Origin of the sequence: Pararhizobium sp. PWRC1-1, from assembly GCF_049897905.1 — a bacterium.
GTDB lineage: Bacteria > Pseudomonadota > Alphaproteobacteria > Rhizobiales > Rhizobiaceae > Pararhizobium.
Genome location: NZ_JAFCXE010000003.1, coordinates 16,110 through 29,390 on the forward strand (window position 1 = coordinate 16,110; position 13,281 = coordinate 29,390).

Here is a 13,281-nt window from a genome sequence, read left to right on the forward strand (position 1 = left end):
CCCATTGGCTTTCTCAAGTCCCAGGCATGGAAACGGTGCTCATCAATGTTATGGTGATGTCGCCGGCGTTCTGGAGCTGCTTTGCGCCAAGCATCGTGCGCGATGAGGGGCAGGCTGTGGCCTATCCGCTTCCGGGCCATAGCCCGTGGACATTGGATGGATCTACCAATGGCCTCGATACAGCTGATATCGTCCATGTCTAATGCAGGGGCGATCGAGCGCGACTTTGCGGGCGACCGGTGACCCTGATTGGCCATTCAACCGACGGCTTCGTTTCCCTATTGCTCGCTCGACAAGTCCGCAGATTGGGAAACGGAAGAGACAATCGCTGCAATGGAGCAGGTTCGCGAACATCTGCTGAAATCCGAGGCCAGCGAAATCGCCACTTTCGTTTCCTGGATGTCACGGACATCGGTTATCGACGGATTACCTTTCTTCGATGTGCCTGTCTTCAACATGACCGGCGCCCATGATGCGATCGTGCCGCCATCAGATCCATCTCTCCTTCCGCGGGTCCATACCGTCATCCTCGACAAGGTGGACCGCCTGATTAGCACCTTCCTGTTGTTCGGCCCCTTGACGCCGCCCCGTAAACAATCGCTTACCAATCGGGCTAGATCGCACCCTCTTGTGAATGCCATGCCTGCCGGAATTAAATGAGACCCCGGCGCGGGAACAAAATTGTGTGACAGACGTTACCGCAGCATAATCCCGTCGGCCCGAAGGGGCCTGAACCCCGAAGAGGAAATATCATGCTCGGTACAATTCTCCTGATTGTCTTGGTGCTGTTGCTGATCGGTGCGCTCCCCAGCTGGGGCCACAGCCGCAACTGGGGCTATGGACCCTCGGGCGGCCTCGGGCTGGTTGTGGTAATTCTCCTCATCCTTGTACTGATGGGCCGAATCTGATCGGCTGTCATGCTACCGTCCTTGTCCACTAACCCTTGTCCATCAACGCCTTCAAAAGGAACCCATCCATGAAAAAGATCCTCCTCGCAGCCGTTCTCATCCTACCGCTGGCAGCTTGCTCTCAGACGGAAAAGGGCGCCGGCATCGGCGCTGCTTCCGGCGCAATCATCGGCGGCGTGGCAACGGGTAATGTCCGCGGTGCGGCAGTTGGTGCTGCGGTCGGTGGTGTCGCAGGCGCGTTGATTGGTAATGCCAATGAGCCTGGCCGCTGCGTCTATCGCGACCGTTACGGCCGCCGCTACACCGCATCCTGCTGATCGCACGGCAGCAGCACTTAAAACAGGAAAACGGGCCTCGGCCCGTTTTTCATGTGAATGCGAAGGGATGAAACTGGCTGGGGATGGCACAGCACACCCCGTTACAGTTGCGGCTTGTCAGCCCGTTCCGCTCTGTCAAGCTTCTCAAGTAGATCGAGAAACATGTCGGGGATTGGTTCCTGCTCGACAGAGCTATAAAGTGCTTTCAGCTTGTGGGCGATCTGGTTGTTGGGGTCCGCGATGTTACCACCGGCCCTGCCTGCCCGCCGCTGATTTTCCGGGATGTCACTCATCGACCGTTTCACTCCTTACGCCGCAACGTCGATTGCCAGACTGCGACGCTTACACGCGTCTTTCTGATACACCGAAAACGTTGCAATATCGCAAATTTATTGGGGTTTGGTTTCTGCCGGTATCCGATTGGGTCCGCCTGGAAACTTCCCATAAACCACAAAACATGTTCAAACCAATGCCATGTTTCGACTCAATATAGCGTCGTACGACGGCAAATTCCGGCGCCATCATACTGAAGGAAGTCATAAATGTCACTTTCCATGCGGATCGCAGCCCATCTTCCTTATCTGCGGCGCTTCTCCCGCGCGGTCACGGGATCGCAAGCCTCCGGCGACGCCTACGTTGCCGCCGTCCTTGAGGCGCTGATTGCCGACATCACGATCTTTCCGCAGGGTGCCAACGACCGTGTAAACATCTTCAAGCTGTTCTCCACGTTGTTCGATACGCTCAGCATCGATTTGCCGGAAACGGCTTCGCCCTTCGGCTGGGAAGCTAGGGCAGCGGCGAACCTCTCGCTTATTCCGCCAGCGGCCCGCAAAGCCTTCCTGCTGGTGTCGGTGGAAGGTTTTACACAGGCGGAAACAGCCGAAATTCTCGGCGTGAGCGAAGCAGAAACCGCGGCGTTGCTGCGTGAGGCTTCGGAAGATATTTCCAGGCAGGTTGCCACCGAAATCCTGATCATCGAAGATGAACCGCTGATCGCCATGGATATCGAGGACATGGTAAGCAGCCTCGGCCACAAGGTTTCGGGCGTAGCCAGAACTCATGGCGAAGCCATCACGCTGTTTGAAAAGACCGCGCCGAAGATGATCCTCGCCGACATCCAGCTTGCCGACGGAAGCTCGGGCATCGACGCCGTCAATGAGATCCTGAAGAGCGCGACGATTCCGGTGATCTTCATCACCGCCTTCCCGGAGCGGCTGTTGACGGGAACGAAGCCCGAGCCTGCCTTCCTGGTGACCAAGCCGTTCAATCCGGAAATGGTCAAGGCGCTGATCAGCCAGGCTCTGTTCTTCGACGAGAACGCACGTTCGGGTAAGCGCTGAGGTATCAGCCGGCAGGCGGCGGCCGGTCGATGGCGAAAGCGTCGAACCAGCCTTCTCCCCTGCCGGCGCACAATTCGGCCAGCATCCGCGACGCCATGAAACTGAAGGTTATGCCATTGCCGCCATATCCATAGGCGGCAAGGATGCGTGGCATTCCGGGAACGGCGCCGATCAGCGGCAGTCCATCGTCTGTCTCGCCAAACGCGCCGGACCAGCTGAAATCGACCACCGGGTTGGCAGTGGGCCAGAGCCTGACGAGACTTTCGACCAGCGCTGCCGTTTTCTGCGGCATCTTGCCGTCACGCACGGCCGGATCGATTGTGCCGTCGTCTTCGCCACCGATGATGATCCGCCCATCCGCCGTCGTCCGTGCATAGTTGTAGGTTTCCGAAGCCTCCCAGATCAGCGCGCCATCCCGCCAGAGGCTGCCCGGAGCCTGCGGTACGGTTGCCAATGCCCAGCTCGATGCCGTTTGATGGATGCCGCAGCGGACGAAATCCGGCATGAGATATCCCGTGGCAAGAATGACATGCCGCGCCTCGATGACGAAAGGGCCGTCCGTTTCCACGGTTACCGAGCCCGGCGCGTCGTGATACTCCGTCACCATCGCATCGAAAAGCCGCGCACCCCGCGCTTCGGCATCGTGCAACAGTCCCCAGGAGAGTAGCACGGGATCGGCCTCGGCAGATCCGGGTGACAGAATGGCGGCAGCCCGATCGATACCGAAGCCGGACAAGAGCTCTGCATGATCAAGCAGCGCGCCCGGCAAACCCGCGCGTTGCCGCAGCAGATGCTCGTCACGCAGGGCCGACGGACCCGCCTCGCCGGCGGAGAGATAGAGGGTTGATCGCGGCCGGAAAGAACAATCGATACCAAGCGCACCAACCAAGCCCGACAAGCCGTGAACAGCACCAGCGCTGCGCTGATAAAGGGTTGCTGCCCGATCAAAACCGTAGAAGTTCGTCAGTTCGCCAAGCGTGCAATCGATCTCCCATTGCAGCATAGCCGTACTTGCAGCGGTACTGCCGAGACCGGGTTGCTCGCGATCGACAATCACCACATCCACTCCCCGCGCCGCCAGATGCTGGGCCGCCAGCGATCCGGTAATACCGCCGCCGACGACGAGTACCTCCGTCTTTATACTTTGTGTCAGGCTGCCATGCTGCGGCGGGCGAAGTCCCCTTCCCCATGGCGCCCTTCCTCCGTGAAGATCCGCCTGGGCAGTATCAAGGGCATCAAGCATTTGGGACATGCGTCAGTCTTTCTGTTCGTGCATATGATCGCGGCAAGCTCTGCTAGCCGCCGGGCTTCAACCCGGCAACTGCCGCTCCGGCGGTTGGGTGCGGACTTCGTTGAAGATCGTCATTGCGATCAAGGAGAGCGGCAGGGCAAGCATGGCTCCGACGGCGCCCCACATCCAGGTCCAGAAGATGATCGCCAGGAAAATCAGAAACGGGTTGATCTCCAACCGGTGACCAAGGATCGCCGGCGTTATCAGGTTTTCCATTACCAGATGCAGAAGAAAAAATGCAGCGGCCGGTGCAAGTGCCAGAAGCAGGGCGTCATGGGTCATCATGCCAGCGCAGAGAAGTGCTACCGTCATGATGGTGACGCCGAGATAGGGAATGAAGCTTGAAACGAAAGCGAACAATCCCCACAGGGGAGCCACCGTCAGTCCGCCGAGGAAGGCGATGGCCATCGTGATCAACCCCAGCACTATGTAGATGATGCTGGCGGTCGAGAAATAGAAACCGACGGCATTTTCTGTCGCATTCATGATCCGGATCGCTGCCAGCCGGCGCTCGCGCGTGGCGAAGGCAAGGATGATCGTCTTGCGCAGATGCCCGCGCCCGACAAGGAACAACCCGAGTGCCGCCATGAAAATCATCGTCTGGATGAAGGCTGGCGTTACCCCCGAGGCGACAAGTCCGAGCATGGCGCCGGCATTCTGGATGGCCACATCCGTGACAGCCTTTTCATCCGTGCCGGCGATTGCGTTCTTTGCCCAATCAAACCGCTGGATGAGGGGAAGAACGCGTTCGATCGCCCGCTCCAGGATACCAGGCGCCTGTCCCACCAGAGATGTTAGCGGATCGATCAGCGCGTTGATCAGAAAGAACAGGCCGATGACAAAGACGATCGCCAGAAACAATCCGCCAAGCGCGGGCGGTACTCCGAATTTCGCGAGCCGGTCCGCAGCGAGCCCCAATACCATGCCGATGACAATGGCGAGGGTCACCGGCATCAGGATCGATTCCATCGTATAGATCACCCCGGAAGCAAAGATGATGAACGTTCCGATGATGCTCCAAGCGACGACCAAATCCAGCCCGGTCTTCGGCGACGGTTCCGGGTTGGCGGCCTCAGCCACCTGCGCCTCTATTTCCGCCTGTTTTCTTTTCTTGAAAACCCCACTCGCCGAGAAGGCAGCGTTCATGGTCCAATTCTCCAGGATGTCCGGTGCGGTACGGTCTCTGCCGGCTGACAAATATGATCGATGTGAGGAAAACGCCGGCGCATAGGCTACACCGGCATGTCGGCTGTAAACTCGCGAATTGCGGAAAAGTTCCCGGGCACCTTCCTGCGGCGAGAAGCTGCGTGCCTTACCGTTTTCCGCTGCGCTTCAGATTGGAAATGTAATGCGCGCGCGCGTTCCCGTGGAAAAGCTGCGGTCGTAGGCGAGCTCCGCACCCATCGTTGCCGCCATGGCCCCCAGAATTTTGGTCCCAAGCCCCGTGCCTTTGGCAGGTGCGTCCAGATCAAAACCATCGCCATCATCTTCTACCACGAGCTCGATGATATCGCCGCTGCTACGGGAGACCCTGACACGGATTTCGCCGGCATTGCCGTTTGCATAAGCGTATTTAAAGGCATTGGTGACGAGCTCACTGACGATCAGCCCCAGCGGCACGACCTTGTCGGTTGGCAGCTGCGCCGGCTCGATCAGACGGATAATCGTGTGCGGGCGTGTATCGTCATGCATCGATGACTGCAACTCGCTAAGAAGGCTCTCCAGATAATCGTCGAGATCGACTACACCTATCTGGTTTTTGGCATAGAGATGGCGGTGCACATTGCCGATCGCATGAATGCGGACCTGGGTTTCCTGAAGGGCACCAAGGGCGACGGGATCCGTAATCAATGAAGCCTGCATGCGCACCAGGGAAGCGGCCAAACTGAGGCTGTTGGCGACCCTGTGATTGACTTCGCGCAACAGGAGTTCGGCACGATCGCGCGCTTTGCGGATTTCCTCCTGCGCCACGGCGGCTTCGCGGCGAAACCGCGCCCGTTCCAGAGACTGCCTGACGGCGGCCGTCAGAAGATCGAAGAACTCAGTCGAAACGCTTTTTGCCACATAGTCGTCAGCACCGCGTTTCAAGGCCTCAACTGCGATGCTCGCATCTCCGGCGCCGGTTACATAAACGACCGGCGGCCTATCTGGTAAGCTCACGATGGCGGGCAGAATGTCCAGACCCGTTTCGCCAAGCAGGTAATGGTCAAGGACGATGACATCGACCCCGCCGGCGGCCAGTTTCGAGAGGCCCGACTGCCTGTCGAGCGCATTGACGACCGTAAACCCTCGGCGTGCAAGGTTCTTGCGCAAGAGAACACCGAGTGCCTCGTCATCATCAATGTAGAGTATGGCGATGTCCGTCTCTCCACCGGACACACCCAGGCTCATCACGATACCTCCGGCACGGTGACGACGGACAGGAACAAGCCGAGCTGCTGGATGGCATTGACGAATTTTTCGTATTCCATCGGCTTGGCGACATAGACATTCGCGCCGAGTTCATAGCAGCGATTCACCTCCACCGGATCATCAGTGGTCGTCAGTACGATCACCATGATGTGGTGAAGATGGGCGCTTTCGCGAACCCGGGCCAGGATGTCCATTCCGGTCATATCGGGTAAATTGAGATCCAAAAGGATAAGAAGCGGCTTGCCCTCGTGAACCTTGCCGCTGCCATCCGGGCCGAGAAGGTAGGAGAGTGCCGCCAGGCCCGTTTCAAACGGCACGATGTCGTTGGTCACGCCCGCGCGCCGAATGTTCTTCTCGATCAGCCGGGCATGGCCCTGATCGTCCTCGATCATGATGATGACGACCGGATGTAGTCCTTGGTTCATCTTTCCCCCCTGTCTCTGGCTGACCGCACATCAGCTGCGAGGGTCACGACGAACGTCGTCCCTTCCCCCAGAACCGATTTCACGGCTACATCTCCCCCCAGGCGGCGAACCAGCGCACGCACATGCGCGAGACCGATGCCATCGCCTGGCCTGTCCTGTGGTCCGGAACGCCGGAAAAGTTCGAAAACCCGTTCCCGGTCCCGCTCGGCAATGCCGCGGCCATTGTCAGCGACGTCGATCATCGCAAAACCGTTGGCGATCGTTCCCGAGACACGGATCACTGCCCTGCGCGATGGATCGGCATACTTTACCGCATTGTCCAGAAGGTTGCCAAAAATCTGCTGCAAGGCAAACCGGTCCGAAACAACAGGCGGCAGAGCCGGCGAAAGCACGACGCTCGCACCCGTCTCATCCAGCCTGTGCTGCAGATTGGCCACGGTTTCTGAAAGTAGATCTAAAAGGTTTAACGGCTCGGCGTTCAACTGCCGGCTTCCGGCGCGCGCCAGTCTGAGTATCTCGTTGATCAGGTCATCCATCCGCTTCATGGAAGAGCGGATAAATCCCAATGCTTCGGGAATGTCGTCGTCAACAGCCTGGCGCACGATCTTATCGGCGAGGTCATCACGGGTGTCTGGCGATCTCTTCACATAATCGGCGAATATCCCCGCAGCCCGCTCCAGTTCCGACGTGAAGCCCATGATGTTGACGAGGGGAGCCCGCAGGTCATGGCCGACAATATAGGAATAGCTCTGCAATTCCCGATTGGCGCGTTCCAGAAACTGGGTGCGCTGCTTGATTCTCACCTCCAGCACGTCGTTCTGTTCTGCCAGGGCTTGGCGTGCTGCCTCAAGTTGCCTTGCGTGGACGACGGCAAGAAAGATCGCGCCGCCAACCAGGATGACAAGCAGCACCGCACCGCCAGTGATGGAGATCAACAGCCACTTCGCCGCATTGGCCATCGTTTCCTCACGCTGGAACCCGATGTTGCCCGTAATGGCATCGATCCTGGTCATGATCTCACGGATTTCATCCATCACCCGCTTGCCCGAATCGGTCTGGACAACAGCTATCGCTTCGGCATCCCGGCCAGCTTTCTTCAAGCCGATGGTATCGCGCATCTCCCCCAACTTATCGTCGATCAGACGCTTCAGTCTTTCAACGGTCACGTGGCTGATCCCGACCTTCGTCAGATCACCACTCACGCTGAGGAAATGAAGGGCAATGAGTGCTTCGGCACGCTTGAAGGGACTGAGATATTTCTCTTCGCCGGTGATCAAATATCCGCGCTGCCTGGTTTCTGCGTCCTGTACCAGGGTCAGCAGCAGCATTGCGCGATTGTTCAAGCGGGCGGCATGGAGAGCTCCTTGCGAACTCTGCTGGGTCAGCGTGGCGAAACGGAGCGAGGCGAGTACAAGACCCAGAAGCAGAATGGCGCCTGCGAACAACAATAGCGGCACAAATCGGGAAAATACAGATTTACCGATCACCATTCCCGGGCACCACACAACCGTTTGATAGCACGCATCACGGCCAAGTTCCCCTCAACCGAGCCGCCTTCTCGCCACATGCTTGGCGAGAATAAAATCAATAATCAATCATGAGAAGCAGCTCCCGTTGCGAACGTACAGCGTTCGCCGGAAAATAAAACTGTTTTGATGATGCGTCTCAACAGTGCGCTTCAGTAGCGTTCCGGAGGAAAGACATGCAACGTCAGGGAGAACAGGCCGAGGCCCAAGATCACGACGATCAATGTATTGGCAATGTCTTCCGACGTTGCGGGCAGAATACCCAAGCCCACAATCGCAGCGGCAAGCAGGAACAGGCATAGCCTTGGCAACCAGTACAGCATGGCACATTCCTTTATGTTTGAGAGCATTCCCTTAGAATACACAGTTTAACGCAGCTCAAGCCGAATGGTTCCATAGCCTTGCGTTGATCCAGGCGAAACATTTGGAGTAGGCCCTGCTCATCCCATTGCTGAGTGATCCAATTGCCGGGCGCGGCGTATGGAGTGCAATGCGATGGAGACTACCATGCGGAAAATTGCAATCATCATTCTGAGCGTCACAGTGTCCGGCCTCGCTGCGGCGGCGGAAGTGACCCAAATGAAGGAGGCTGATATCCGAAGCCTCATCATTGGAAAGACGATCTATCTTGCCGCTCCGATGGGCGGGGAGTTTCCACTGAACTATCATCCTTCCGGGCAAGTCGATGGCACCGGCAAGGCGCTGGGTCTGGGAAAATTCATTCAGCCGACCGACCAGGGCCGCTGGTGGATTCAGTCCGACAAGCTCTGTCAGCAATTCAAGGTTTGGTACGACGGTTCGCCGATGTGTTTCGACCTGACGGAAACCGGCGAGGGTAAGGTCAAATGGGTGCGTGACAACGGCGAAACCGGCACGGCCCGCATCGGAAACTGACAAGTAGGCATAAAAAAGCCGGCGCCCTTCACAGGCGCCGGCTTTTTCGCGATAAGTGGCAGCCCTTAGAGAGCGGCGATGACGATGACTTCGACGAGATAGTCCGGGGTTGCAAGCTTGGCTTCGCCGGTCGCACGCGCCGGTGTGTTGCCCTGCGATGCCCAGGCATCCCAGACAGCGTTCATCTTCGGGAAATCGACCATGTCGGCCAGCCAGATGGTTGCCGACAGGATGCGGGACTTGTCGGTGCCGGCTTCAGCCAAGAGACGATCAACCGATGCGAGAGCCTGCTTGGTCTGCTCGGTCACATCGGAACCGGCTTCGCCGACCTGGCCAGCGAGATAGACGGTGCCATTGTGAACAACGGCCTGGCTCATGCGCGGACCGGTTTCGAAGCGTTTGATTTCCATCTTCATATTCCTCGTAAGATGCGGCGGGCCGCATATGAATTGTGGTGACGCAGGCGCTTTACCGCAGATTTCCGGTCAGTGGAACCGTCATCACGCGATTGTCGCACCCGGCGCCGTTCAGGCCGCTTTTTTGCGGGCGAGCCGTGCCTTGATGCTGTCGACATCGGCGCGCGGCGTCGCGGCAAACAGCGTCTTGGTGTAATTGTGCTTGGGATCGCTGAAGACCTCTTCACGGCTGCCATATTCCACGGCTTCACCGTAATACATCACCATCACGTCGTCGGCGATGTAGCGAACCACCGACAGGTCGTGGCTGATGAAGACATAGGTCAGCTGGAATTCGTCCTGCAGATCGGCGAGCAGGTTGAGAACCTGTGCCTGCACCGACAGATCGAGCGCCGAAACCGGCTCGTCCAGTACCAGCAGCCGCGGATTGAGCATCAGCGCACGGGCAATCGCCACACGCTGGCGCTGGCCGCCGGAGAACATGTGCGGATAGCGGCCGTAGTGCTTTTCCTCAAGTCCCACCTTTTTCAACATGGCCATCGCCTTGTCGCGGCGGTCGTCGGCTTTCATGCTGGTGTTGATGATCAGCGGTTCGGTGAGGATTTCGCCGATCTTCTTGCGCGGGTTCAGCGTACCATAGGGGTTCTGAAAGACGATCTGCACCTTCTGGCGCATTTCCGGTGTCAGCCGTTCCTTGGCAATGTCGACCTTGTTACCATCGATCAGCATGTCGCCCGAGGTTGCCGGATCGATCATGGTGACGATACGGGCCAACGTCGATTTTCCGCAGCCGCTTTCGCCGACGATGGCCAGCGTCTTGCCCTGATCGACCGCAAAGCTCACGCCCTTGACGGCGTGAACGGTCTTGGACTTTTTAAACAGGCTCCCCGGGATGTGATAATCGCGGGTGAGGTTTCTGGCTTCGAGAACATGGGTCATCGAACAGCTCCTGCAAAGATCTGGTCGTCGCTGAGGAATTCCGCGATCGTCGGAAGGCGGTCGCCGGTGGCATTGTCCGGAAGTGCCGACAGAAGCGCGCGGGTGTATTCGCTCTTGGGGGATTCAAACAGCGACAGCACGTCAGCTTCCTCGATCTTGCGGCCCTTGTACTGGACGATGACGCGATCGGCGGTTTCGGCCACCACGCCCATGTTGTGGGTGATGATGATCAGGCCCATGCCATGTTCGGCCTGCAGCCGCATCAAGAGATCGAGGATCTGCTTCTGGATGGTGACGTCGAGCGCCGTGGTCGGCTCGTCGGCGATCAGGAGTTTCGGATTGCACGACAGAGCGATGGCGATCATGACGCGCTGGCACTGGCCACCCGACATCTGGTGGGGGAAATGCCCCAGGCGTTCTGCAGGGTTGGGAATGCCGACCAGATCGAACAGTTCGATGGCCCGCGCCCGGCGCGCCGCCTTGTCGAGGCCGAGGTGAATGCGCAGCACTTCCTCGATCTGGAACCCGACGGTAAAACAGGGGTTGAGGCTGGCAACCGGTTCCTGGAAGATCATGGCAATGTCCTTGCCGACGATCTTGCGCCGATCCGATGGCGACAGGCCGAGCAGATCGATGCCGTTGAACAGCAGTTTGTCGGCCGTGACCTTGGCCGTCCAGGGCAACAGGCCCATGGCCGCCAGCATGGAGACCGACTTGCCGGAACCGGATTCACCGACGATCGCAAGCACTTCGCCAGCATTGACCTTCATCGAGACGCCATCGACGGCACGGAAAGGACCGGCAGCCGTCTGGAACTCAACGACGAGATTTTCGATTTCGAAAAGCGACATCATGACCTCTTCAACTTGGGATCAAGCGCATCGCGCAGGCCGTCGCCCATCAGATTGATGGCAATGACGGTGACAAGAATGGCAAGACCGGGGAACGTGACGACCCACCATGCACGCTGGATGAACTCGCGGGCTTCGGCCAGCATCGTGCCCCATTCCGGTGTCGGCGGCTGTGCGCCCATGCCGAGGAAGCCGAGTGCCGCCGCGTCGAGGATGGCCGCCGAGAAGGCGAGCGTTGCCTGGACGATCAACGGTGCGAGGCAATTGGGCAGGATGGTCAGGAACATCAGCCGCATCGTGCCGGCACCGGCAACCCTTGAAGCGATGACATAGTCCTTGGTGCGCTCCGACATGACGGCGGCGCGGGTCAGCCGCACGAAATGCGGCAGGTTGACCAGCGAAATCGCGATCATCGCGTTGACCAGTCCCGGTCCGAGGACTGCCACCAGCACAAGGGCCAGAAGCAGCGACGGAAAGGCCAGGATGATATCCATGACGCGCATGATGATCGTATCGGTGCGGCCGCGGAAATAGCCGGCGATCAGGCCGACGAGAACGCCGGAGATGACCGAAAGCGTGACGACCACAAGGCCGATGAACAGCGAGAAACGCGCACCGTAGATCAGGCGGGACAGGATATCACGGCCGACAGCGTCGGTTCCGAGAAGATAGGTCCACTGCCCGCCTTGCGTCCAGCCGGGCGGCAACAGAAGCACATCCCGGTTCTGCACACTTGGGCTATGCGGCGCGACGAAAGCCGCAAAGACCGCAACGAACAGGATGATCAGGAAGAAAACAAGCCCCATCACCGCGCCCTTGTTGCGCGAGAAATAGAACCAGAACTCGGCAAAACCGGTCTGCGGCTTGATAGTTTTGATTTCAGCGACAGCCATCAGACCCTCCTAATGCCGGATACGCGGGTTGATGAAGCCGTAAAGCACATCAACGATGAGGTTGATGATCATGATCATGGCGGCGATCAGCATCAGCCCGCCCTGCACGACCTGATAGTCACGCTTGAACACGGAATCGACCATCCATTTGCCGATACCCGGCCAGGAGAAGATCGTTTCCGTCAGGATCGCGCCGGCCAAGAGCACGCCGACCTGCAGGCCGATGGTGGTGATGACCGGGATCAGCGCGTTACGCAGCGCGTGAACGCCGATGACCCGGAACGGCGACAGGCCCTTGGAACGGGCGGTGCGGACATAATCCTCACCGAGCACTTCCAGCATGGCCGAGCGCGTCTGACGGGCGATGACCGCCAGCGGAATGGTCGCCAGCACGACGGTCGGCAAGATCAGATAGCTGACCGCCGATTTGAAGGCGCCCGCCTGCCCCGAGATCAGACTGTCGATCAGCATGAAGCCGGTGACCTGCGGGAAGAAGTACATCATCGAGATGCGTCCCGAGACCGGCGTCCAGCCGAGATAGCCGGAGAAGAAGATGATGAGCAGCAAGCCCCACCAGAAGATCGGCATCGAATAGCCGACAAGGGCGACGCCCATCAGCGACTGGTCGAGCCAGGTCCCCCGTTTCACCGCGGCGATCACCCCGGCCGGAATGCCGAGCAGCACCGCAACGATGATGGCGCAGAGCGACAGTTCAAGCGTTGCCGGGAAGAGGTTCATGAAATCATCGAGAACCGGCCTCTTGGTGACGATGGACGAACCGAAATCGCCCGTCACGAGACCGCCGAGATAATCGAAATACTGAACATACATCGGCCGGTCGAGACCGAGCTGGTGCATGAGTTCGGTGTGGCGTTCCGGAGCCATGACGCGCTCACCCGACATCAACATGACCGGATCGCCCGGCAGAAGTCGAATGAAGGAGAACGCGATCAGCGATACCCCGAGGAACGTGGGTATCAGGACGGCAAGACGTCCGAAGATAAAGCGCAACATGGGAGCCAATCCCTTCTTTCTTTGAAAAACCGACGGCCCGAATGTCTTCGAGCCG

18 protein-coding genes are annotated in these 13,281 nt (G+C 58.7%); 6 read left to right on the forward strand and 12 right to left on the reverse strand.

Annotated elements, in window-relative coordinates; genetic code table 11:
• Window positions 1-35 precede the first annotated feature (35 nt).
• The 4 genes from ACP7E0_RS06020 to ACP7E0_RS06035 all read left to right on the forward strand — a co-directional run bounded on the left by ACP7E0_RS06020 (window position 36) and on the right by ACP7E0_RS06035 (window position 1,225).
• Window positions 36-203: a hypothetical protein gene (locus ACP7E0_RS06020; RefSeq protein WP_426123647.1), complete on the forward strand. Its 168-nt coding sequence runs from the start codon at window positions 36-38 to the stop codon at window positions 201-203.
• Window positions 204-333: 130 nt separating this feature from the next.
• Window positions 334-660 carry a hypothetical protein gene (locus ACP7E0_RS06025; RefSeq protein ID WP_426123648.1) on the forward strand — a complete coding sequence of 109 codons (327 nt, stop codon included), beginning with the start codon at window positions 334-336 and terminating at the stop codon, window positions 658-660.
• Between the two features lie 92 nt (window positions 661-752).
• Window positions 753-908, forward strand: coding sequence for a DUF3309 family protein (locus tag ACP7E0_RS06030; RefSeq protein ID WP_081927957.1), 156 nt, complete (start codon window positions 753-755; stop codon window positions 906-908).
• Window positions 909-976: 68 nt separating this feature from the next.
• Window positions 977-1,225, forward strand: a complete 249-nt coding sequence (locus tag ACP7E0_RS06035; protein WP_113314158.1) for a YMGG-like glycine zipper-containing protein — start codon at window positions 977-979, stop codon at window positions 1,223-1,225.
• Between the two features lie 101 nt (window positions 1,226-1,326).
• Here ACP7E0_RS06035 and ACP7E0_RS06040 read toward each other — a convergent pair whose 3' ends face one another.
• A complete protein-coding gene (locus ACP7E0_RS06040) occupies window positions 1,327-1,518 on the reverse strand; it encodes a NepR family anti-sigma factor (RefSeq protein ID WP_426123649.1) in 192 nt (63 codons plus the stop codon).
• A 249-nt stretch (window positions 1,519-1,767) separates the two neighbouring features.
• Between ACP7E0_RS06040 and ACP7E0_RS06045 the strand changes: the two genes are divergently transcribed.
• Window positions 1,768-2,565: a response regulator gene (locus ACP7E0_RS06045; RefSeq protein WP_113314156.1), complete on the forward strand. Its 798-nt coding sequence runs from the start codon at window positions 1,768-1,770 to the stop codon at window positions 2,563-2,565.
• 4 nt (window positions 2,566-2,569) lie between these two features.
• Here the strand turns inward: ACP7E0_RS06045 and ACP7E0_RS06050 are convergent, their stop codons facing one another.
• From ACP7E0_RS06050 to ACP7E0_RS06075, 6 genes are all read right to left on the reverse strand, one after another.
• The gene (locus ACP7E0_RS06050) at window positions 2,570-3,817 is read right to left on the reverse strand and encodes an NAD(P)/FAD-dependent oxidoreductase (protein WP_426123650.1); all 1,248 of its coding nucleotides are present in this window, start codon (window positions 3,815-3,817) and stop codon (window positions 2,570-2,572) included.
• A 57-nt stretch (window positions 3,818-3,874) separates the two neighbouring features.
• Window positions 3,875-5,002 (reverse strand): AI-2E family transporter, encoded by a 1,128-nt coding sequence (locus tag ACP7E0_RS06055; protein ID WP_426123651.1) that lies wholly within the window; start codon window positions 5,000-5,002, stop codon window positions 3,875-3,877.
• Window positions 5,003-5,188: 186 nt separating this feature from the next.
• Complete coding sequence (locus ACP7E0_RS06060; RefSeq protein WP_426124108.1) at window positions 5,189-6,241, reverse strand: sensor histidine kinase; 1,053 nt, start codon at window positions 6,239-6,241, stop codon at window positions 5,189-5,191.
• A gap of 5 nt (window positions 6,242-6,246) precedes the next feature.
• Window positions 6,247-6,693 carry a response regulator gene (locus ACP7E0_RS06065; protein WP_426123653.1) on the reverse strand — a complete coding sequence of 149 codons (447 nt, stop codon included), beginning with the start codon at window positions 6,691-6,693 and terminating at the stop codon, window positions 6,247-6,249.
• Complete coding sequence (locus ACP7E0_RS06070; RefSeq protein WP_426123654.1) at window positions 6,690-8,183, reverse strand: sensor histidine kinase; 1,494 nt, start codon at window positions 8,181-8,183, stop codon at window positions 6,690-6,692. The genes ACP7E0_RS06065 and ACP7E0_RS06070 overlap by 4 nt, the downstream gene beginning before the upstream one ends.
• Before the next feature lie 188 nt (window positions 8,184-8,371).
• Window positions 8,372-8,542, reverse strand: a complete 171-nt coding sequence (locus tag ACP7E0_RS06075; protein WP_426123655.1) for a hypothetical protein — start codon at window positions 8,540-8,542, stop codon at window positions 8,372-8,374.
• Between the two features lie 184 nt (window positions 8,543-8,726).
• On the opposite strand from ACP7E0_RS06075, the gene ACP7E0_RS06080 reads away from it, so the two are divergent.
• The gene (locus ACP7E0_RS06080) at window positions 8,727-9,113 is read left to right on the forward strand and encodes a hypothetical protein (RefSeq protein ID WP_426123656.1); all 387 of its coding nucleotides are present in this window, start codon (window positions 8,727-8,729) and stop codon (window positions 9,111-9,113) included.
• A 65-nt stretch (window positions 9,114-9,178) separates the two neighbouring features.
• On the opposite strand, the gene ACP7E0_RS06085 is transcribed toward ACP7E0_RS06080, so the two are convergent.
• The 5 genes from ACP7E0_RS06085 to ACP7E0_RS06105 form a co-directional block, all read right to left on the reverse strand.
• Window positions 9,179-9,523, reverse strand: a complete 345-nt coding sequence (locus ACP7E0_RS06085; protein WP_426123658.1) for a RidA family protein — start codon at window positions 9,521-9,523, stop codon at window positions 9,179-9,181.
• A gap of 117 nt (window positions 9,524-9,640) precedes the next feature.
• Complete coding sequence (locus ACP7E0_RS06090) at window positions 9,641-10,468, reverse strand: dipeptide ABC transporter ATP-binding protein (protein WP_426123659.1); 828 nt, start codon at window positions 10,466-10,468, stop codon at window positions 9,641-9,643.
• Window positions 10,465-11,319: an ABC transporter ATP-binding protein gene (locus ACP7E0_RS06095; RefSeq protein WP_426124109.1), complete on the reverse strand. Its 855-nt coding sequence runs from the start codon at window positions 11,317-11,319 to the stop codon at window positions 10,465-10,467. The genes ACP7E0_RS06090 and ACP7E0_RS06095 overlap by 4 nt, the downstream gene beginning before the upstream one ends.
• Window positions 11,319-12,212 (reverse strand): ABC transporter permease subunit, encoded by an 894-nt coding sequence (locus ACP7E0_RS06100; RefSeq protein WP_426123661.1) that lies wholly within the window; start codon window positions 12,210-12,212, stop codon window positions 11,319-11,321. The genes ACP7E0_RS06095 and ACP7E0_RS06100 overlap by 1 nt, the downstream gene beginning before the upstream one ends.
• A gap of 9 nt (window positions 12,213-12,221) precedes the next feature.
• Window positions 12,222-13,226, reverse strand: coding sequence for an ABC transporter permease subunit (locus ACP7E0_RS06105; RefSeq protein ID WP_113314174.1), 1,005 nt, complete (start codon window positions 13,224-13,226; stop codon window positions 12,222-12,224).
• Window positions 13,227-13,281 lie beyond the last annotated feature (55 nt).